The organism is Sphingomonas sp. R1, from assembly GCF_025960285.1.
Classification (GTDB): Bacteria; Pseudomonadota; Alphaproteobacteria; order Sphingomonadales; family Sphingomonadaceae; genus Sphingomonas.
On sequence record NZ_CP110111.1, the window covers coordinates 675893 to 693075 of the forward strand.

Sequence of the window (17183 nt, forward strand, 5' to 3'; positions counted from 1 at the left end):
CGGGCACGCCGCGATGCACGTCCTGTTCCGCGAGACGCACGGGCTGGAGGAAAACGCCGTGCCCCAGGACCTCGGGCAGCCGCCCGCGGACCTGGTGGTGCTGTCCTTTTCAGACAGCGATCTCGGCGCGTTCGCGGCGGCGTGGCATGGCTGCAAGCATCTGCTCCGGTCGCTGCGGCTGGCAAACCTCGCGGCGCTGATGCACCCGTTGTCGGTCGATACCTATGTCGAGCGGACGCTGTCGGGGGCTAAGGGCATCCTGATCCGGCTGATCGGCGGCATGCCCTATTGGAGCTATGGGCTGCAGCAGGTCGAGGCGCTGGCAAAGGAGCGCGGCATTGCGCTCGCAGTGCTGCCGGCGGACGGGCGTGCGGACGAACGGCTGGATCGGGCCTCCACCGTCTCGACCGAGGTCCTGCGGAAACTGGCGGCGCTCTGCGATGCCGGCGGTGCCGAGTCCGCGCAGGCGGCGTTGGGGGTATTGGCGAACGCGGCGGGGGTAGAGAGCGGCGATAGCGCCGCCTTCACCCCGCTGCCCGCATTCGGCCTGTGGCATCCGGAATATGGCGCTTTCTTGCCCTCCACCGGCCAGTCCCGCGAAGGCGGGGAGGACGAAGTGGGTGGGGCGACCGCCAAGCAAGTCTGGACCCGCACCGGTCGCCCGCTGGTGCTGATCCTATTCTACCGCTCCTACCTCGCCGCCTGCGACGTCGATCCGTTCGTGGCGTTGCACGCGACCTTCGAGCGTACGGGCTTCGACACGCTCTCGATCTTCGTGCCGTCCCTCAAGGCGCCGGACGCCCGCGCGGCGGTGCACGCCTGGGTGCGAGACCTGGCACCCGCCGCCATCGTCAACGCCACTGCCTTTTCGGCGCGCGACGACGCCGGTCACTCGCCGCTCGATGCTGCCGGTGTCCCCGTGTTCCAGATCGCGCTTGCGACCGCGCCGCGCGATGCCTGGGCGGCATCCGATCGTGGGCTGTCGCCGGCAGACCTCGCGATGCACGTCGTGCTGCCGGAGATCGATGGGCGCCTGTTCGCCGGGGTCGCCAGCTTCAAACAGGCCGAGCCTCGCGACGCGGCACTGGGGTTTGCGCGCACCGTTCACCGCGCCGAGGCGGACCGGATCGAGGCGATCGTCGCGCGGGTCGCGGGCTGGATCGCGCTCGCCGCCACGCCGCCTGCCGAGCGAAGGATCGCCTTGGTCCTGTCCACCTATCCGGGCAAGACGTGGCAACTGGCCCATGCCGTGGGGCTGGACGCGCTTGCGTCGGCCGAAGCGATCGCCGCCGATCTGGGTGAGGCGGTTGCCGACCTCGCCACCAGCCTTCAGGCCGAAGGCCTGTGCTGGCCGCTCGACGCCTATCGCACGGCGCTTGCCGGGCTGGCCGAGCCGCTGCGCGCCGCGCTGGCGGCGACATGGGGCGCACCGGAAGACGATCCCCAGGTGCGCGGCGGCCGGTTCCGGTTCCCGGCGATCCGCCGCGGTTCGCTGCTGATCGCGCTCCAGCCCGAACGCGGCGCCGCGGAGACGCGCGAGGACAGCTATCACGACACGGCTCGCGTGCCGCGCCACGCCTATGTCGCCTTCTATCTTTGGCTGCAGGCGCAGCGGATCGACGCGCTGGTGCATGTCGGTGCGCACGGCACCCTGGAATGGCTGCCGGGCAAGGCAGTCGCGCTCTCCGACGCCTGCTGGCCCGAGGCGCTGACCGGCAGCATGCCGATCCTCTATCCCTTCATCGTCAATGATCCCGGCGAGGCTGCACAGGCCAAGCGGCGGGTGGGGGCCGTGACGATCGGACATCTCCCGCCGCCGTTGAAGACGGCGGGCAGCGGGGCGGGGCTCGGGCGGATCGAGGCGCTGCTCGACGAATTCTCCAACGCGGTCGGGCTGGACCCGGCGCGGCGCGATCGGCTCCAGGCGGCGATCCGCGACGAGGCTCGTGCGGTCGGCCTGGAGGCCGAGCTCGGGCTGAAAGACGCCACGAGCACCGCCGAGGCCATCACGCGGATCGATCGCTTCGTCTGTGACGTGAAGGAGGGCCAGTTCGGCGACGGGCTTCATGTCTTCGGACGCGGCGCGTGCGGGACGGCGGAGCGGCAGGGGCTGCTGGCGGGCTTGGCCGGCCGGCGGGTGCCGGCCGGGCCCGCCGGTTCGCCGTTCCGCGGGCGCAGCGACGTGCTGCCGACCGGGCGCAATCTCTATGCCATCGATCCGCGCGCTGTGCCGAGCCGCGCCGCCCATGCGCAGGGCATCGTGCTGGCCGACGAACTGATCCGTCGGCACCTGCAGGATCACGGCGAGTATCCGCGAGGCCTGGTGGTCGATCTGTGGGGATCGGCAACGATGCGCACCGCCGGCGAGGAGTTCGCCATGGCGCTGCACCTGCTCGGCGCCGCACCCTTGTGGGACCATGCCTCGGAGCGGGTGACGGGGGTGGAGATCCTGCCGCTTGCCGCGCTTGACCGCCCGCGGATCGACGTGACGCTGCGCATCTCCGGCCTGTTCCGCGATGCCTTCCCCGTTCTGCCCCAGCTGTTCGGCCAGGCCGTGCGGGCACTGGCAGCGCGCGACGAGCCGGCGGCGTGGAACCCCTTTGCCGGCACCATCGCCACGCCCCGCGTCTATGGCCCGCAGCCGGGCAGCTACGGGCTCCGGCTGGGCGACGCGGGCGAAACCTACACCGACGCCGCACGCGTGGCCGCCGGGGCCGCCTGGCTCGCCGCATCCGATCATGCGTTCGACGCGCCCCACATGCAGCAGGATGCGGACGGCATCCGCACCCGCGTCGCCGCAGCGGACGCCTTCGTGCACCTCCAGGACCTGCCCGAAACCGATCTGCTGCTCGCCGCGGACTATGCCGCGCACGAGGCGGGGTTCGCGGCGGCCAAGGCGCTGGCCGGGGGGCAGGCGGCGCTCTACCACCTCGATGCCCGCAATACCGCGAAACCCGTTGCGCGGCCGATCACCGAGGAGCTGGCACGGGTCGTCCGGAGCCGCGCCGCTCATCCCGGCTGGATCGCCGGCATGATGCGCCACGGGTTCCGGGGTGCGGCGGAGATCGCGGCGACGCTCGATCACCTGGGCAGCTTCGCCCATCTCGCCGGCGCGGTCCCGGCGCAGCTGTTCGACCTCTATTTCGACGCAACGCTCGGCACGCCTGCGGTGCTCGACTTTCTCGCCCGCGAGAACCCGGCGGCGCTGGCGGCGATGCAAGCCCGCTTCGCCGCGCTTCATCGGTCGGGCCTGTGGAATACGCGGCGCAACTCGATCCTCGCGGATCTGGGAGGCGCTGCATGAGCGACTTCGCGGTGCGGGGCTGGTGCCCGGATGCGTGGCGTCCGATGGCGGCGGGCGATGGCCTGCTGGTGCGGGTAAAGCCGCGCCTCGGCCGGCTGACCTCCGGCCAGCTCGCAGGTCTGGCCGACGCCGCAGCGGTACAGGGCAACGGCCTGATCGACGTGACCAGCCGCGCCAATCTTCAGCTGCGCGGCGTGTCCGAGCAGGGGTGGCCGGCGCTGCTGGCGCAGCTCATCGCGCTCGACCTGGTCGACACCGAACCGCGGATCGAGGAACGCCGCAACCTGCTGGTCGCACCCGACTGGATGCCGGGCGACGACACCCATCGCATCGCGACCGCGCTCGGGGAGCGGCTGGATGACCTGCCGGATCTGCCCGGCAAGATGGGCTTTGTCGTCGATGCAGGTCCGCGACCGCAGCTTGCCGATACGCCTGGCGACTTCCGGATCGAGCGCGGCGCCGATGGACAGCTGCTGCTCCGCGCCGACGGCCACATGACCGGCGCGGCGGTGGCGCGCGGGCAGGAGGCGGAGGCGCTGCTGGCGCTAGCCGGCTGGTTCATTGCAAGCGGGGGCGCCGCGGCGGGGCGGATGCGCCGGCATGCCGCCGCATTGCCGCCCTTCGCTGCGGGCAGCATGGTGCCCGCGGAACCTGGCCCGAGAACGAAACCCGGACCGCATCCGCTCGGCGCGGCGGTGGGGCTGGCGTTCGGCCAGATTGACGCTTCCGGCATGGCGCGGCTGGCCGCCAGTGGCATCGCCGCCGTGCGCGTGACGCCGTGGCGCTTGCTGCTGGCGGAAGGGGTGCCGCCGGCCGACGCCGCTTTGGTCACGGACCCGGCCAGCGCGATGCTGCGGACCGATGCCTGTGTCGGCGACCCCGCCTGCCCGCAGGCCCAGGCGGAGACGCGCGCGCTGGCGCGTCGACTGGCGCCGCTGGTTTCGGGACGTCTGCATGTCTCCGGCTGCGCCAAAGGCTGTGCCCGCGCCGCGCCGGCCGAGGTGACGGTGACCGGTCGCGCCGGCCGCTACGACCTTGCCTTCGATGCCCGCGCCGATGCCCCCCCGCGCCATGCTGCCCTGAGCGCCGCGGCGCTGCTCGCCCTGTTCGGAACCGATTGATGCCGCACGTCTATGAAACCGATGGCGCCGCCATCTATCGCCAGTCCTTCGCCACGATCCGCGCGGAGGCCGATCTCGCGCGCTTTTCCGCCGAGGAGGAACCCGTTGCGGTGCGGATGATCCACGCCGCGGGCATGGTGGGGCTGGCGCCGCATCTCCGCTTCTCGCCGGGGTTCGCCGCAGCAGCGCGCGCGGCGCTGGCGGCTGGCGCCCCGATCCTGTGCGACGCGCGGATGGTTTCGGAAGGGGTCACCCGTGCCCGGCTTCCGCGCAGCAACCCGGTGCTCTGCACCCTCCACGATCCGGAGGTGCCGGCGCTCGCCAAGGCGATGGCGAATACGCGCTCCGCGGCCGCGCTGGAGCGCTGGCGACCGCATCTCGCCGGCGCGCTGGTCGCGATCGGCAACGCGCCGACCGCACTGTTCCACCTGCTTAACATGCTGGAGGACCCGCGTTGCCCGCGCCCGGCGGCGATCATCGGCTGTCCGGTCGGCTTTGTCGGGGCGGTGGAATCGAAGGCGGCGCTATGGGCCGCACCACCGGTGCCGTGCTGCGTCGTCGAGGGGCGGCTGGGCGGCAGCGCGGTCACCGTCGCCGCGGTCAACGCGCTGGCGAGCGACACCGAATGAGCATCGGGACCATCCACGGCGTCGGCCTCGGCCCCGGCGCGCCGGACCTGCTGAGCGTCCGCGCCGATCGGCTGGTACGCGGCGCCCGCCATGTCGCCTATTTCCGGAAGGCAGGGCGCCCCGGCCAGGCCCGCCGCATCGCCGAGGGCATGCTGCGCCCCGATGCGGTCGAGCTGGCCATGGAATATCCGGTGACGACCGAGATCCCGGTCAGCGATCCGCGCTACAATGTTTGCCTTTCAGCCTTCTACGCCGCCTGTACCGACAGGCTGCTGGCCCTTGCTCGATCGGGCGAGGACGTGGTGGTGCTGTGCGAGGGCGATCCGTTCTTCTACGGCTCGTTCATGCACCTGCATTCCCGATTGTCGGGGCAGGTGCCGGTGGCAGTGGTGCCCGGGATCACGGGAATGGCGGGCGCGTGGAATGCCACCGGTCAGCCGATCACCTGGGGCGACGACGTCCTCACCATCGCCATGGCGACGCTTCCCGAGGACGAACTGGTCCGTCGCATCCGTGATACCGATGCGCTGGTGGTGATGAAGATCGGGCGCCACCTCGCCAAGCTGCGCCGGGCAGTAGTGGCAGCGGGCCGCGAGGCCCAGGCCTGGCTGGTCGAGCATGCGGCGATGCCCGACCAACGGGTGACCCCGCTGGTCGAGGCGACCAGCGTCACGCCCTATTTCTCGATCCTGCTGATCCACGGGCAGGGGCGGCGGCCATGAGCGGCTGGCTCGCCATTGCAGGGCTCGGGCCGGGGGACGCGGCACTGGTGACGCCCGAAGTCGGCGCGGCGCTGGCCGAGGCGACCGACGTGGTCGGCTATGTGCCCTATGTCGCCAGGGTTGCGCCGCGCGCCGGGCTGACGCTGCACGCCTCGGACAACCGCGTGGAGCTAGATCGCGCAGCGCTGGCGCTCCGTATGGCGGCGGAGGGGCGGCGCGTGGTGGTGGTATCCTCAGGCGATCCCGGCGTGTTCGCAATGGCGTCCGCGGTGTTCGAGGCGCTCGAGGCGGGCCCCAGCCCGTGGCGCGCGCTCGACATCCGCGTATTGCCCGGCATCACCGCGATGCTGGCGGCAAGCGCGCGCGCAGGGGCGCCGCTTGGCCATGACTTCTGCGCGATCAACCTCTCGGACAATCTCAAGCCCTGGACGCTGATCGAGAAGCGCGTGCGGCTCGCCGCCGAGGCGGATTTCGCCATGGCCTTCTACAATCCGCGCTCCCGCGCCCGGCCCGAGGGCTTTGCGCGGATCTTGGCGCTGCTGCTGGAATGCTGCGGCCCGGCGCGTCCGATCCTGTTCGCCCGCGCCGTTTCCACCCCGGAGGAAGCGCTGTGCAGCATGCCGCTCGGCGAAGCGCGTGCAGAGATGGCGGACATGCGGACGATGGTGATCCTCGGCTCTAGCACGACGCGGACGATTGCCCGCGCGGGCCAGCCGATCCTTTACACGCCGCGCTTCGTGGCGGCGGGCGCATGATCCAGCCAATCGAGCACCGTCTGCGGATCGGTCACTTCCGCGCGGGTCGGCAGCACGGGTCGGTCGATCATCAGGACGGGCACGCCCAGCGTCCGTGCCGCAATCAGTTTGGCCTCCGCACCGCTGCCGCCGGCATTCTTGCAAACGACCAGATCGATGCCGTGCGCCGTCATCAGCGCGCTGTCGCCCGCGACCGTGAACGGGCCGCGATCGACGATCAGCGCGTGGTTCGGCAGTGCCGGGGCCTGGCTGGGGGCATCGACGAAGCGCAGGACGTAGCGATGCTGCGGCTGCGCGGTGAAGGCCGCGACGTGCATCCGGCCAAGCGCCAGCAGAATGCGGCGACCCGGCCCGTCCAGCGCCGCGACGGCCGCCGGGATGTCCGGCACATGCTGCCAGCGATCCCCGGGCTGCGCGGTCCAGGCCGGGCGGGTGAGGGCGAGCAGGGGGATCGCTGCCGCCGCTGCCGCCGCGACCGCATTGCCGCTCATCGTCGCGGCGAAGGGGTGCGTGGCATCGACCAGATGGGTGATCCGATGGTCCCGCACATAGGCCGCAAGGCCGTCCGCCCCGCCAAAGCCGCCGACCCGCACGGGCACCGGCTGCGCCCGGGGCCGTTCGGTCCGGCCGGCATAGCTCAGCATCGTCGGGATACGGTGCGCCGCGAGCAACTGTGCCAAGCCGCTTGCTTCGGTGGTGCCGCCGAGCAGCAGGACGTTCGGCATGGCTGAGCTCCCCTGGTTGACGATCCTCGGGATCGGCGAAGACGGCGCGAGCGGCCTGTCTGACGCCGCCCGCGCAGCGCTCGACGCGGCCGAGCTGGTGATGGGCGCACCCCGCCATCTCACGCTGCTGCCGGGGCTTAGGTGCGAGACGGTGGAATGGCCAGTGCCGTTTGCAGAAGGCATCCCGCTGCTGCTCGCCCAGCGCGGGCGCCGGGTGGTGCTGCTCGCGTCGGGCGATCCCTTCTGGTTCGGCGCCGGCACCAGCGTCACACGGCATCTCGCGCCCGGCGAATGGATCGCGCATCCCGCGGCCGCCAGCTTCGCGATCGCCGCGGCACGGCTTGGCTGGGCGGTTCAGGAAACCACGTGCCTCGGGCTCCATGCGGCGCCGTGCGCGCGCCTCCGGCCCCATCTTGCGCCCAGCCAGCGGCTGATGGTGCTGGTTCGCGATGGGGCCGCGGTGGGCGAGGTGGCGCGCTATCTGGCGGAGACCGGCTTCGGCGGCTCCACACTGCACGTGCTGGAAGCGCTGGGGGGCGCACGCGAGCGGGTCCGGCAGACGATCGCTGCATCGTTCGCGCTCGCCGATGTCGCGCACCCGGTGCTGCTCGGGATCGAGGTTCGCGGGGACGGCGCCGTGCTGCCCGCCACCAACGGCCGACCGGATGTCTGGTTCGCCTCGGACGGCCAGCTGACCAAGCAGCCGGTTCGCGCGCTGACCCTTGCCGCGCTCGCGCCGCGCCCCGGCGAGTTGCTTTGGGATATCGGCGCCGGCTCGGGCTCGATCGGGATCGAATGGCTGCTGGCCCACCCCGCCAATCGCGCTGTGGCGATCGAGGCCAATCCGGCCCGCGCCGAGCGCGCGCGCGCCAACGCCGCCACGCTCGGCGCGGACCGGCTGGACGTCCGCACCGGACGCGCGCCCGAAATGCTGCCAGAGGGCATGCCCGACGCGGTCTTCATCGGCGGAGGGCTGTCCCCGTCGCTGCTGGCGGCGCTTTGGGGGCGTCTTCCGCAGGGCACGCGGCTGGTCGCCAATGCGGTGACGCTGGAGTCCGAGGCGCTGCTGGCCCAGTGGCATGGGCGCGTCGGCGGCACTCTGCTCCGCATCGAACTGGCGGATGCCGCGCCGCTCGGTGGCCGTCATGGCTGGAAGGCCCGCTATCCGGTGGTCCAGTGGAGCATCGTGCGATGATCGTCGCGGGCTTTGGCTTTCGCAGCGGCGCAACGCTGGAGTCGCTGCGGGCGGCGCTGGCACTGGCGCAAGCCGGTGCGCCGCCGGTTACCCATGTCGCGAGCGTAGCGGACAAGCTGCCGCTGCTCCGCGGCCTCGGGCTGCCCGTGATCGCAGCCACGGGCATCGCACAGGTCGCGACGCCGACCCGCTCGCCCGCCAGCCTTGCTGCGCGCGGCACCGGCAGCGTCGCGGAAGCCGCAGCGCTGCTCGCCGCCGGACCCGGCGCGCGGCTCTTGGCGCCGCGCTGCATTTCTCCCGATCGAATGGCGACCTGCGCCCTTGCCGAAGGACCCCGAGCATGACCGTCCACTTCATCGGCGCCGGCCCCGGCGCGGCCGACCTGCTGACCCTGCGTGGCCGCGACCTCATCGCCGCGAGCCCGGTATGTCTTTATGCAGGCTCGCTGATCCCGGAGGCGATCCTCGCCCACTGTCCGCCGGGCGCGCGCATCGTCAATACCGCCCCGCTCGATCTCGACGCGATCGTCGCCGAGATCGTTGCCGCGCATGCGGGCGGCCAGGATGTCGCCCGGCTGCATTCGGGGGATCTTTCGGTGTGGTCGGCGATGGGCGAGCAACTGCGCAGACTGCGCGCGCTCGGCATCCCGTTCACCGTTACCCCGGGCGTGCCCGCATTCGCGGCGGCGGCGGCGGCACTGGAAGCCGAACTGACCCTGCCCGAGCTCGGGCAATCGCTGGTGCTCACCCGGACCCCCGGTCGTGCCAGCCGGATGCCCGAGCGGGAGCGCCTGACGACCTTCGCGGCCAGCGGGGCGACGCTGGCGATCCATCTCTCGATCCACAATCTGGCACAGGTCGTTGCCGACCTCCTGCCCGACTACGGCGCGGACTGCCCGGTGGTGGTGGTATGGCGCGCGAGCTGGCCCGATCAACGCATCGTCCGCGCGACGCTGGCGACCATCGTGGCGGCGGTCGCCGGCAGCATGGAACGGACCGCGCTGATCCTAGTCGGGCCGGTGCTCGGCGGGGAGCATTTCGGCGCAAGCAGACTCTACGCTGCCGGCTATGACCGCCGCTTCCGTCCGCAAGATGTCGGCTCGCGCTTTGCGGAGTCCGCCGAATGATCCCGCCTGGCGTGATCATCGCCGCCCCGGCCTCGGGAAGCGGCAAGACCACGGTGATGCTGGGCCTGCTGCGCGCGCTGGCGGAGGACGGACTTGCCGTTCAGCCGTTCAAAAACGGTCCGGACTATATCGACCCGGCCTTCCACCGCGCGGCCTGCGGTCGCCCCTCGTTCAACCTCGACAGCTGGGCGATGGACGAGGGGCTGCTCGGCGCCATCACGGCGCGCGGCGAGGGCGCCGACCTCGTGCTGGCCGAAGGGTCGATGGGGTTGTTCGACGGGGTGGCCTCGTCGGGTGCGAGCGGGACGGGCGCGACGGCGGATCTGGCCCGGCGAATGGGGTGGCCGGTGGTGCTGGTGCTGGACGTGTCGGGGCAGGCGCAGTCCGCCGCCGCGACGGCGCTGGGCTTTGCCCGGCTCGATTCCGCGCTGCCCTTTGCCGGTGTGATCCTCAACCGCGTCGCCAGCCCGCGCCACGAGCGGCTGGTACGGGTCGGCATGGCGGCGGCCGGTCTCCCGGTACTGGGTGCGCTGCCGCGGCGCGCGGATCTGGTTCTGCCCGAGCGTCACCTCGGCCTCGTCCAGGCGGTGGAGCATCCCGATCTCGATCGTCGCATCGCGGACTATGCAGCGTTCGTCCGGGCCCATGTCGATCTCCACGCCCTTCGGCGTGCAGCGGCGGGGGCGGGCGTGGCTGCGCCCGACGGTCGACTGCCACCCCCGCCGGCGCAGCGCATCGCGATCGCGCAGGATGCCGCCTTCTCGTTCCTTTACCCGCATCTGCTTCAGGGCTGGCGACAGGCAGGGGCCGAGATTCTGCCTTTCTCGCCGCTGGCGGACCAAGCCCCCGATCCCGCAGCGGATCTGGTGTGGCTGCCCGGCGGCTATCCCGAGCTTCATGCGGGCACCATCGCCGCGGCAACCACCTGCCTGGATGCCCTGCGCCGCCATGCCGAGACGCGCCCGGTGCACGGCGAATGCGGCGGGTACATGGTGCTGGGCGAGGCGCTCATCGACAAGGACGGTACGGCGCATCGCATGGCGGGTCTGCTCGGCCTCGTCACCAGCCATGCCCAGCGCCGCCTGCATCTCGGCTATCGCCGCGCGACACTGGCCGCGCCCATCGCAAGTCTCGCCGCCGGCATTCACCTCAGCGGGCATGAGTTTCATTATGCGACGATCGTGTCGCAGGTCGATGCAGCCTTGGCGACGGTGACGGATGCCGACGGGAACCCGGTCCCCGAAACCGGATCGGTACGCGAGCGGGTGACCGGCAGCTTCTTCCACCTGATCGCGGCTGCGGCATGATCGCGCTCCAGCTGATCGGCATCGGAACAGGCAATCCGGACCATCTGACGCGAGAGGCCGTAGGGGTGCTCAACACCGCCGACCTCATCCTCATCCCGCGCAAGGAACATGCTGCAGACCTCGCCGATCTACGCCACGCGATCTGCGCCGCCGTGCTCACGCGCACGGTGCCGATCACCGAGTTCGACATGCCGGTACGGGCGGGGGAGGGCGACTATGTCCAGGCAGTCCATGCCTGGCACGATGCCATCGCCGCGGCTTGGCGCGCTGCCATCGAGGCGCGCCTGCCCGGCGGCGGTTGCGTGGCACTGCTCGTCTGGGGCGATCCCTCGCTCTACGACAGCACGCTGCGGATCGCCGCACGGCTGCCTGGCATGTCGGTGCGCGTGGTGCCCGGCATCACCAGCGTCCAGGCGCTGACGGCGGCGCATGGGATACCGCTCAACGCGCTGGCGGGCACGGTTGCGATCACCACCGGACGGCTGCTGCGCGCACAGGGCTGGCCGCCTTATGCCGAGACGCTGGTGGTGATGCTCGACGGCGGCTGCGCGTTCGAGACGCTCGATCCCGCCGGCCTGTGCATCTGGTGGGGCGCCTTTCTCGGCATGTCCCGGCAGGCGCTCGACCACGGGCCGCTTGCCGAGGCGGGCCCGCGAATCGCCGCGACCCGCGCCGCGCTGCGCGCCCGCCATGGCTGGATCATGGACATCTATCTGCTTCGAAAGGACCAACCATGACCCGCGACGATGCCGCCCATGCCGAGAAGATGCGAAAGATCCAGGCGGCGCGCGCCACGATGATGGAGACCAAGACCGAGGAGAAGGGGCTCCTCATCGTCCATACCGGCAAGGGCAAGGGCAAGAGCAGCGCCGCCATGGGGATGGTGGTCCGCGCGATCGGCCACGGGATGAAGGTGGGCGTCGTCCAGTTCATCAAGGGTGCGATGGCCACCGGCGAGAAGGCGGTGTTCGACGCCTTTCCGCAGCAGGTGGAGTTCAAGCCGATGGGGGAGGGCTTCACCTGGGATACGCAGGACCGCGCCCGCGACATCGCCGTCACCCGCACCGCCTGGGAGGAAGTGCGGCGGATGATCGCCGATCCTTCGTACGACGTGGTGCTGGCCGATGAGCTCAACATCGTGCTGCGCTACGACTATCTGCCGCTCGACGAGGTGCTGCAGGTCTTCGCCGCACGTCCGCCGATGCAGCATGTCATCGCTACCGGCCGCAACGCGCCCGAGCCGCTGATCGACGCGGCCGATCTGGTGACCGAGATGCTGCAGGTGAAGCACCCGTTCCGATCGGGGGTGAAGGCGCAGAAGGGCATCGAGTTCTGACCGCGCCGCCCGCCTTCGATCCCGCGTTCCGGGCGCAGTTCGAGCTGCTGCTCCGCTGGCGCCGCGACGTCCGTCATTTCGCCGATCGCCCCATTGCCGAGGAAGAGGTGGCGGCACTGCTCGAAACGGCGATGCTGGCGCCGTCGGTCGGCAATGCGCAGCCCTGGCGGCTCGTGCGGGTGCGGTCGCCTGCGCGGCGCACGGCGCTCGCCGAGCATGTCGACACGGCCAATGCACGCGCCGCGCGTGCCTATGGGGGGGCGGCGGGGCAGGCCTATCGCGCACTGAAGCTCCACGGCCTTCGCGAGGCCCCTGTGCTGCTGGCGGCATTCTGCGACCCGGCCCCGCAGGCAGGCCATGGCCTCGGCATCGCCACCATGCCGGAGATGCTGCACTATTCCTGCGTCACGGCGATCCACACGCTATGGCTTGTGGCGCGCGCCAAGGGTATCGGCCTGGGCTGGGTCTCCATCCTTGAGCCCGAGACGGTGACGGCCCTGCTCGACGTGCCGCAGGACTGGACGCTGATCGCGCTACTCTGTCTCGGCTATCCGGCCGAGCCTGCCGCCATTCCCGAACTCGAACGCCGTGGCTGGCAGGCACGCGAGGCGCTTGCCGAACGGCTGTTCGATCGCTGACTGTCAATAAGGAGGATCCTGAATGCTGACCCCGGTCGAAAACGGCCCCGCCATCGTGGTGTGCAACACCTGCCGCTTTTCCGCCGAAGCGCGCGAGGATGCGGAGGGCAGGCGCGGCGGTGCGGTGCTGGCGGACGCACTGACCGCGCTGCGCGATGCCGATCCGCGCTATGCCGGTATCGCGATCCAGCAGATGCCGTGCCTGTTCGCCTGTGCGGACCATTGCACCGTTCATCTTCGTGCGCCCGGCAAGGTCGGCTATGTGCTGGGACGCTTCGGCCCGGACGCCGATGCGGCCCAGGCGATCCTCGACTATGCTGCCCATTATGCCGAGAGCGACCATGGCCGCGTGCCGTTCGCGCAATGGCCGCAGGGTGTGAAGGGCCACTTTATCGTGCGCGTGCCTCCCGAAGGCCAGCTGGTGGAGGGATGAGAATGGAATAGCTTCGGCATGGATACGCGGCACCGCGGATCGACGCGCAATGTCGGGCTGACGGTGAGACTACCGGCACTGCGGTTTTCCAACCGGCTAAGGGCTCGGACTAGCCCCGCAGTTGCCACATATGCTGAAATTGATAATACACATTATGTAAACTTCAGACTGGCTTGGCAGCCATCCCGCGTTACGCGTACGTCACGTCGTGCCCGACGCGGCCTTCGGTTCCAGGACCAGGACATTGCCTTCCACCCGCCAGCTGTGCAGACGCGACAAAAAGTTCATGCCGAGCACGTCGAGGTCGCCGAAATTCTGCGATACGACGACGCCCAGGTCGCGCATCGCAAGCGGCCCCAGCGCCACCTTTCCAATCCGGCCACGCCGTGCAGCGACGCTGCCATTGGCCGTCTCGATGATCGCCGGCAGGCCGTCCGAGAGCGCGACCGCTGCCTTGCGCGCGGTCTGTTCCGAGATCGCCGTCACCGTTGCGCCGCTGTCGATCAGCATACGGCGTTCGATGCCGTTCAGCGTCACGCGCGCCCAGAAATGGCCGTCCGGGCTCATCCGGATCCGTACCGTATCGCCTTCGACCCGCTGGTCCTCCAGGCCGAGCCGATTGTTCAGCGCGGACCATGCCGCCGCCAGTTCGTAGCGGTGCCCGATGGCGAACACGACGACCAGCACGATCACCGCCCAGCCGAGCAGCGTCCGCACGAACAGGCCGAACCCGATGCGGCGCACCGACAGCGCGCTGACCACCAGTACCAGAGCGGCGATCAACCATACAAGATTCACGCCTTGAAAGCCGGTCACGCGTGCAGCTCCAGTCCGTCATAGCCAGGCTCGACGCCTGCGGGCAGCTCGGCGACGAGCGTCGCATAGTCCATGGAATGATCCATATGGACCAGTGCTGAATGCCGTGGGCGAAGCTCGTCGATCCAGCCGAGCACGGAGTTCAGGTCCGGATGGGTGGGGTGCGGCGCGCGACGCAGCGCGTCGACAACCCACAGGTCGAGCTCCGCGTACAGCGCGCGCATTTCCGCCGTCAGGTCATGAAAATCCGTGGCATAGCCGATAGCCTTGCCACCAGCTTCGAACCGGAGGCCGGCCGAGGTGATCCCGCCATGGGGCTGGTCCACCACCCGAACGGAGATGTCGCCGATCGTGCACCGATCCGCCAACGGCTCGATCGCGACGACCGGAGGATAGTATTTTCCCCTCCCTTCAAACACATATGGAAAGCGCTTGCAAAGCTGTTCGAAGGTGAACGGTCGTGCGAGACCGCGCACGGGTTCGCCGCTTCGGGCGTGCATCACCTGGCGAAGATCGTCGATGCCATGGCAATGATCGGCGTGGTCGTGCGTCCAGAGCACGGCATCGATGTCGGATACCTGTGCGGCGATCAGTTGTTCGCGCATGTCCGGGCTGGTGTCGACGAGGATCGCGGTGGTGCTGCTGCGCACCAGCACCGATGCGCGGGTCCGGCGGTTGCGGGGGTTGGCGGGGTCGCAGGCACCCCAATCGGGGCCGATGCGGGGAACGCCCGAGGAAGTACCCGATCCGAGGATGCGGATGCTCAGCATGGGTGCATCCCTCCCGCGTTCATGCCAGCGTCTTGGCAAAAAGCGTGTGGAAGTTGGCGCGGGTCGCCTCGGCGAGCATCTCGGGATCCTCGCCGCGAAGCTGGGCGAGGAAGCGGCAGGTATCCGCCACGAACGCCGGCTCACCGGTCTTGCCCCGGTGCGGCACCGGCGCGAGGAACGGCGCGTCGGTCTCGATCAACAGCCTGTCAAGCGGCAGTGCGGCCGCCGTTTCCTGGAGATCCTTGGCGTTCTTGAACGTCACGATCCCCGAAATCGAAATATAGAAGCCGAGCTCCAGCGCGATCTCGCCAAAGGCGCGGCTCGCCGTGAAACAGTGGATCACCCCCGGGAAAGCCCCCTTCCCCATTTCCTCGCGCAGGATTTCCGCCGTGTCCTTCTCGGCGTCGCGAGTATGGACGATGATCGGGAGCTGAGTTTCCCGCGATGCCGCGAGGTGCGCGCGGAAGCTCGCGCGCTGGCGATCGCGGTCGCTGTGGTCGTAATAATAATCGAGCCCGCTTTCGCCGATGCCGACCACGCGCGGGTGCCGCGCGCGTTCGACCAGCTTGGCGGTGTCGACATGGGGGTGCGTGTCCGCCTCGTGCGGGTGGATGCCGACGCTGGCCCAGACATCCGCCTCACGCTCGGCGACGGCGATCACCTGGTCCCATTCATTTTCGCGCGTGGAGATGTTGAGCATCGCCACCACGCCGGCGTCACGTGCGCGGGCGAGCACCTCGGGCTGCTGCTCGCCAAGGCCCTTGTAGATCAGATGGCAATGGCTGTCGGCGAGCTTCATGCGTCCTCGGAGGTTTTCAGTTCAAGTCGCGGGAAGATGGGGGTCGGCGCCGCGATCTTGAAGTCTGCGTCGCCCACCGGGCCGAGCTGATCGAGCAGCTTGGCCGCCGAGGTCGGCACCACCGGCGCGATGGTCCCGCCAAGGCGCCGGATTGCCGTGAGCAGCGTGCCGAGCACCGCGTGCATGCGCTCCGGATCGGTCTTGCGCAGCGTCCAGGGCGCCTGGGCGTCGATATACTGGTTGCAGGCGAACACGCCGGTCATCCACGCCTCAACGCCCTGGCTCAGTGCCAGATCCTGAAATGCGCGGGTGAAGCCGGCGCAAGCCGTGTCGACTTCCGCGAGCAGTGCCGCATCGGCATCCTCGGCGCGACCCGCCTGCACCACGCCCTCGCAATTCTTGGCGATGAAGCTCAGCGTGCGCTGCGCCAGATTGCCGAAGCTGTTCGATAGATCGGCGTTGGCGCGGGTGACGATCGCCTCGTCGCTGAACGTGCCGTCCTGCCCGAAGCTCACGTCGCGCAGCAGGAAGTAGCGCAGCGCGTCGACGCCATAGGTCTCGGCAAGCTCCATCGGATCGACGACGTTGCCGACCGACTTCGACATCTTCTCGCCGCGGTTGAGCAGGAAGCCGTGGCCGAACACCTGTTTCGGCAGCGCGATGTCGGCGGACATCAGGAACGCCGGCCAGTAGACGGTGTGGAAGCGGACGATGTCCTTGCCGATCAGGTGCAGGTCGGCCGGCCAGTAGCGCGCCAGCCGCTCGGCATCGTCGGGGAATCCGGCGCCGGTCAGATAGTTGGTCAGCGCGTCGACCCAGACATACATCACATGGCCCGGCGAACCCGGCACCGGCACGCCCCAGTCGAAGCTGGTGCGGCTGACCGAGAGATCGACCAGGCCGCCCTCGACGAAACGCAGCACCTCGTTGCGGCGCGATTCCGGGCGGATGAAGTCGGGGTTGGCGGCATAGAAGTCGAGCAAGGGCTGCTGATATTTGGACAGGCGGAAGAACCAGGTCTCCTCCTTGGTCCACTCCACCGGGGTGCCCTGCGGCGAGAGCTTCTGGCCCCCTTCCCCTTCGACCAGCTCCTTCTCTTCGTAGAAGGCTTCGTCGCGGACCGAATACCAGCCCTCGTAGCGATCGAGATACAGGTCACCCTTGGCTGCCATCTTTTCCCAAATCGCCTGGCTGGCGCGGTAGTGATCGGCCTCGGAAGTGCGAATGAAACGATCGCACGAAATATCCAGTGTTTCCGACATGACACAGAAATGGTTGGACATTTCGTCGGCGAGCTCGCGCGCGGTCAGGTCGCGGGCGCGGGCGGTCTGCACCATCTTGAGGCCATGCTCGTCGGTGCCGGTCTGAAAGAACACGTCGCGACCTTGCTGGCGCTGGAAGCGCGCGATCGCGTCGGCCGCGATCATCTCATAGGCGTGGCCGATGTGCGGCTTGCCGTTGGGATAATGGATCGCGGTGGTGATGTAGAAGGGGTCAGCCATGCCCG

The 17183-nt window shown here is 69.8% G+C and carries 18 protein-coding genes; 13 read left to right on the plus strand and 5 right to left on the minus strand.

Features of this window, described 5'->3' with window-relative positions; genetic code table 11:
- Positions 1–13: 13 nt before the first annotated feature.
- The 5 genes from cobN to cobJ are packed head-to-tail and all read left to right on the plus strand — an operon-like array spanning position 14 to position 6531.
- The gene (cobN, locus tag OIM94_RS03275; RefSeq protein WP_264608697.1) at positions 14–3304 is read left to right on the plus strand and encodes a cobaltochelatase subunit CobN; all 3291 of its coding nucleotides are present in this window, start codon (positions 14–16) and stop codon (positions 3302–3304) included.
- A complete protein-coding gene (locus OIM94_RS03280; RefSeq protein ID WP_264608698.1) occupies positions 3301–4425 on the plus strand; it encodes a cobalamin biosynthesis protein CobG in 1125 nt (374 codons plus the stop codon). The genes cobN and OIM94_RS03280 overlap by 4 nt, the downstream gene beginning before the upstream one ends.
- Positions 4425–5054 carry a precorrin-8X methylmutase gene (locus tag OIM94_RS03285; RefSeq protein WP_264608699.1) on the plus strand — a complete coding sequence of 210 codons (630 nt, stop codon included), beginning with the start codon at positions 4425–4427 and terminating at the stop codon, positions 5052–5054. The genes OIM94_RS03280 and OIM94_RS03285 overlap by 1 nt, the downstream gene beginning before the upstream one ends.
- Complete coding sequence (gene cobI / locus OIM94_RS03290) at positions 5051–5776, plus strand: precorrin-2 C(20)-methyltransferase (protein ID WP_264608700.1); 726 nt, start codon at positions 5051–5053, stop codon at positions 5774–5776. The genes OIM94_RS03285 and cobI overlap by 4 nt, the downstream gene beginning before the upstream one ends.
- Positions 5773–6531: a precorrin-3B C(17)-methyltransferase gene (cobJ, locus tag OIM94_RS03295; RefSeq protein WP_264608701.1), complete on the plus strand. Its 759-nt coding sequence runs from the start codon at positions 5773–5775 to the stop codon at positions 6529–6531. The genes cobI and cobJ overlap by 4 nt, the downstream gene beginning before the upstream one ends.
- On the opposite strand, the gene OIM94_RS03300 is transcribed toward cobJ, so the two are convergent.
- Positions 6498–7256, minus strand: coding sequence for a cobalt-precorrin-6A reductase (locus tag OIM94_RS03300; RefSeq protein ID WP_264608702.1), 759 nt, complete (start codon positions 7254–7256; stop codon positions 6498–6500). The genes cobJ and OIM94_RS03300 overlap by 34 nt on opposite strands.
- Between OIM94_RS03300 and cbiE the strand changes: the two genes are divergently transcribed.
- The 8 genes from cbiE to OIM94_RS03340 are packed head-to-tail and all read left to right on the plus strand — an operon-like array spanning position 7255 to position 13291.
- Positions 7255–8451 (plus strand): precorrin-6y C5,15-methyltransferase (decarboxylating) subunit CbiE, encoded by a 1197-nt coding sequence (cbiE, locus tag OIM94_RS03305; RefSeq protein ID WP_264608703.1) that lies wholly within the window; start codon positions 7255–7257, stop codon positions 8449–8451. The two genes, OIM94_RS03300 and cbiE, sit on opposite strands and share 2 nt — an antisense overlap.
- Positions 8448–8795 (plus strand): cobalamin biosynthesis protein, encoded by a 348-nt coding sequence (locus OIM94_RS03310; RefSeq protein WP_264608704.1) that lies wholly within the window; start codon positions 8448–8450, stop codon positions 8793–8795. The genes cbiE and OIM94_RS03310 overlap by 4 nt, the downstream gene beginning before the upstream one ends.
- Positions 8792–9577, plus strand: a complete 786-nt coding sequence (cobM, locus tag OIM94_RS03315) for a precorrin-4 C(11)-methyltransferase (RefSeq protein ID WP_264608705.1) — start codon at positions 8792–8794, stop codon at positions 9575–9577. Before OIM94_RS03310 ends, cobM begins: the two co-directional genes overlap by 4 nt.
- Positions 9574–10884: a cobyrinate a,c-diamide synthase gene (locus OIM94_RS03320; protein WP_264608706.1), complete on the plus strand. Its 1311-nt coding sequence runs from the start codon at positions 9574–9576 to the stop codon at positions 10882–10884. The genes cobM and OIM94_RS03320 overlap by 4 nt, the downstream gene beginning before the upstream one ends.
- Positions 10881–11621 carry a precorrin-6A synthase (deacetylating) gene (gene cobF, locus OIM94_RS03325; RefSeq protein ID WP_264608707.1) on the plus strand — a complete coding sequence of 247 codons (741 nt, stop codon included), beginning with the start codon at positions 10881–10883 and terminating at the stop codon, positions 11619–11621. The genes OIM94_RS03320 and cobF overlap by 4 nt, the downstream gene beginning before the upstream one ends.
- On the plus strand, positions 11618–12220 hold the full coding sequence (cobO, locus tag OIM94_RS03330; protein WP_264608708.1) for a cob(I)yrinic acid a,c-diamide adenosyltransferase: 603 nt from the start codon (positions 11618–11620) through the stop codon (positions 12218–12220). Before cobF ends, cobO begins: the two co-directional genes overlap by 4 nt.
- Positions 12217–12858, plus strand: coding sequence for a 5,6-dimethylbenzimidazole synthase (gene bluB, locus OIM94_RS03335; protein WP_264609815.1), 642 nt, complete (start codon positions 12217–12219; stop codon positions 12856–12858). Before cobO ends, bluB begins: the two co-directional genes overlap by 4 nt.
- Before the next feature lie 22 nt (positions 12859–12880).
- Positions 12881–13291 carry a DUF1636 domain-containing protein gene (locus OIM94_RS03340; protein WP_264608709.1) on the plus strand — a complete coding sequence of 137 codons (411 nt, stop codon included), beginning with the start codon at positions 12881–12883 and terminating at the stop codon, positions 13289–13291.
- A gap of 201 nt (positions 13292–13492) precedes the next feature.
- Here the strand turns inward: OIM94_RS03340 and OIM94_RS03345 are convergent, their stop codons facing one another.
- The 4 genes from OIM94_RS03345 to metG are packed head-to-tail and all read right to left on the minus strand — an operon-like array spanning position 13493 to position 17178.
- A complete protein-coding gene (locus OIM94_RS03345; RefSeq protein ID WP_264608710.1) occupies positions 13493–14107 on the minus strand; it encodes a TIGR02281 family clan AA aspartic protease in 615 nt (204 codons plus the stop codon).
- A complete protein-coding gene (locus OIM94_RS03350; protein WP_264608711.1) occupies positions 14104–14877 on the minus strand; it encodes an MBL fold metallo-hydrolase in 774 nt (257 codons plus the stop codon). The genes OIM94_RS03345 and OIM94_RS03350 overlap by 4 nt, the downstream gene beginning before the upstream one ends.
- Positions 14878–14896: 19 nt before the next feature.
- Complete coding sequence (locus OIM94_RS03355; protein WP_264608712.1) at positions 14897–15676, minus strand: TatD family hydrolase; 780 nt, start codon at positions 15674–15676, stop codon at positions 14897–14899.
- Positions 15673–17178, minus strand: a complete 1506-nt coding sequence (metG, locus tag OIM94_RS03360; protein WP_264608713.1) for a methionine--tRNA ligase — start codon at positions 17176–17178, stop codon at positions 15673–15675. The genes OIM94_RS03355 and metG overlap by 4 nt, the downstream gene beginning before the upstream one ends.
- Between the last annotated feature and the right edge of the window lie 5 nt (positions 17179–17183).

What these genes read in the sequence shown, in the direction of transcription:
- cobN (WP_264608697.1), top strand. Translation starts at nt 14, where the DNA reads ATGCACGTCCTGTTCCGCGAGACGCACGGGCTGGAGGAAAACGCCGTG.
- OIM94_RS03280 (WP_264608698.1), top strand. Translation starts at nt 3,301, where the DNA reads ATGAGCGACTTCGCGGTGCGGGGCTGGTGCCCGGATGCGTGGCGTCCG.
- OIM94_RS03285 (WP_264608699.1), top strand. Translation starts at nt 4,425, where the DNA reads ATGCCGCACGTCTATGAAACCGATGGCGCCGCCATCTATCGCCAGTCC.
- cobI (WP_264608700.1), top strand. Translation starts at nt 5,051, where the DNA reads ATGAGCATCGGGACCATCCACGGCGTCGGCCTCGGCCCCGGCGCGCCG.
- cobJ (WP_264608701.1), top strand. Translation starts at nt 5,773, where the DNA reads ATGAGCGGCTGGCTCGCCATTGCAGGGCTCGGGCCGGGGGACGCGGCA.
- cbiE (WP_264608703.1), top strand. Translation starts at nt 7,255, where the DNA reads ATGGCTGAGCTCCCCTGGTTGACGATCCTCGGGATCGGCGAAGACGGC.
- OIM94_RS03300 (WP_264608702.1), bottom strand. Translation starts at nt 7,256, where the DNA reads ATGCCGAACGTCCTGCTGCTCGGCGGCACCACCGAAGCAAGCGGCTTG.
- OIM94_RS03310 (WP_264608704.1), top strand. Translation starts at nt 8,448, where the DNA reads ATGATCGTCGCGGGCTTTGGCTTTCGCAGCGGCGCAACGCTGGAGTCG.
- cobM (WP_264608705.1), top strand. Translation starts at nt 8,792, where the DNA reads ATGACCGTCCACTTCATCGGCGCCGGCCCCGGCGCGGCCGACCTGCTG.
- OIM94_RS03320 (WP_264608706.1), top strand. Translation starts at nt 9,574, where the DNA reads ATGATCCCGCCTGGCGTGATCATCGCCGCCCCGGCCTCGGGAAGCGGC.
- cobF (WP_264608707.1), top strand. Translation starts at nt 10,881, where the DNA reads ATGATCGCGCTCCAGCTGATCGGCATCGGAACAGGCAATCCGGACCAT.
- cobO (WP_264608708.1), top strand. Translation starts at nt 11,618, where the DNA reads ATGACCCGCGACGATGCCGCCCATGCCGAGAAGATGCGAAAGATCCAG.
- OIM94_RS03340 (WP_264608709.1), top strand. Translation starts at nt 12,881, where the DNA reads ATGCTGACCCCGGTCGAAAACGGCCCCGCCATCGTGGTGTGCAACACC.
- OIM94_RS03350 (WP_264608711.1), bottom strand. Translation starts at nt 14,877, where the DNA reads ATGCTGAGCATCCGCATCCTCGGATCGGGTACTTCCTCGGGCGTTCCC.
- OIM94_RS03355 (WP_264608712.1), bottom strand. Translation starts at nt 15,676, where the DNA reads ATGAAGCTCGCCGACAGCCATTGCCATCTGATCTACAAGGGCCTTGGC.
- metG (WP_264608713.1), bottom strand. Translation starts at nt 17,178, where the DNA reads ATGGCTGACCCCTTCTACATCACCACCGCGATCCATTATCCCAACGGC.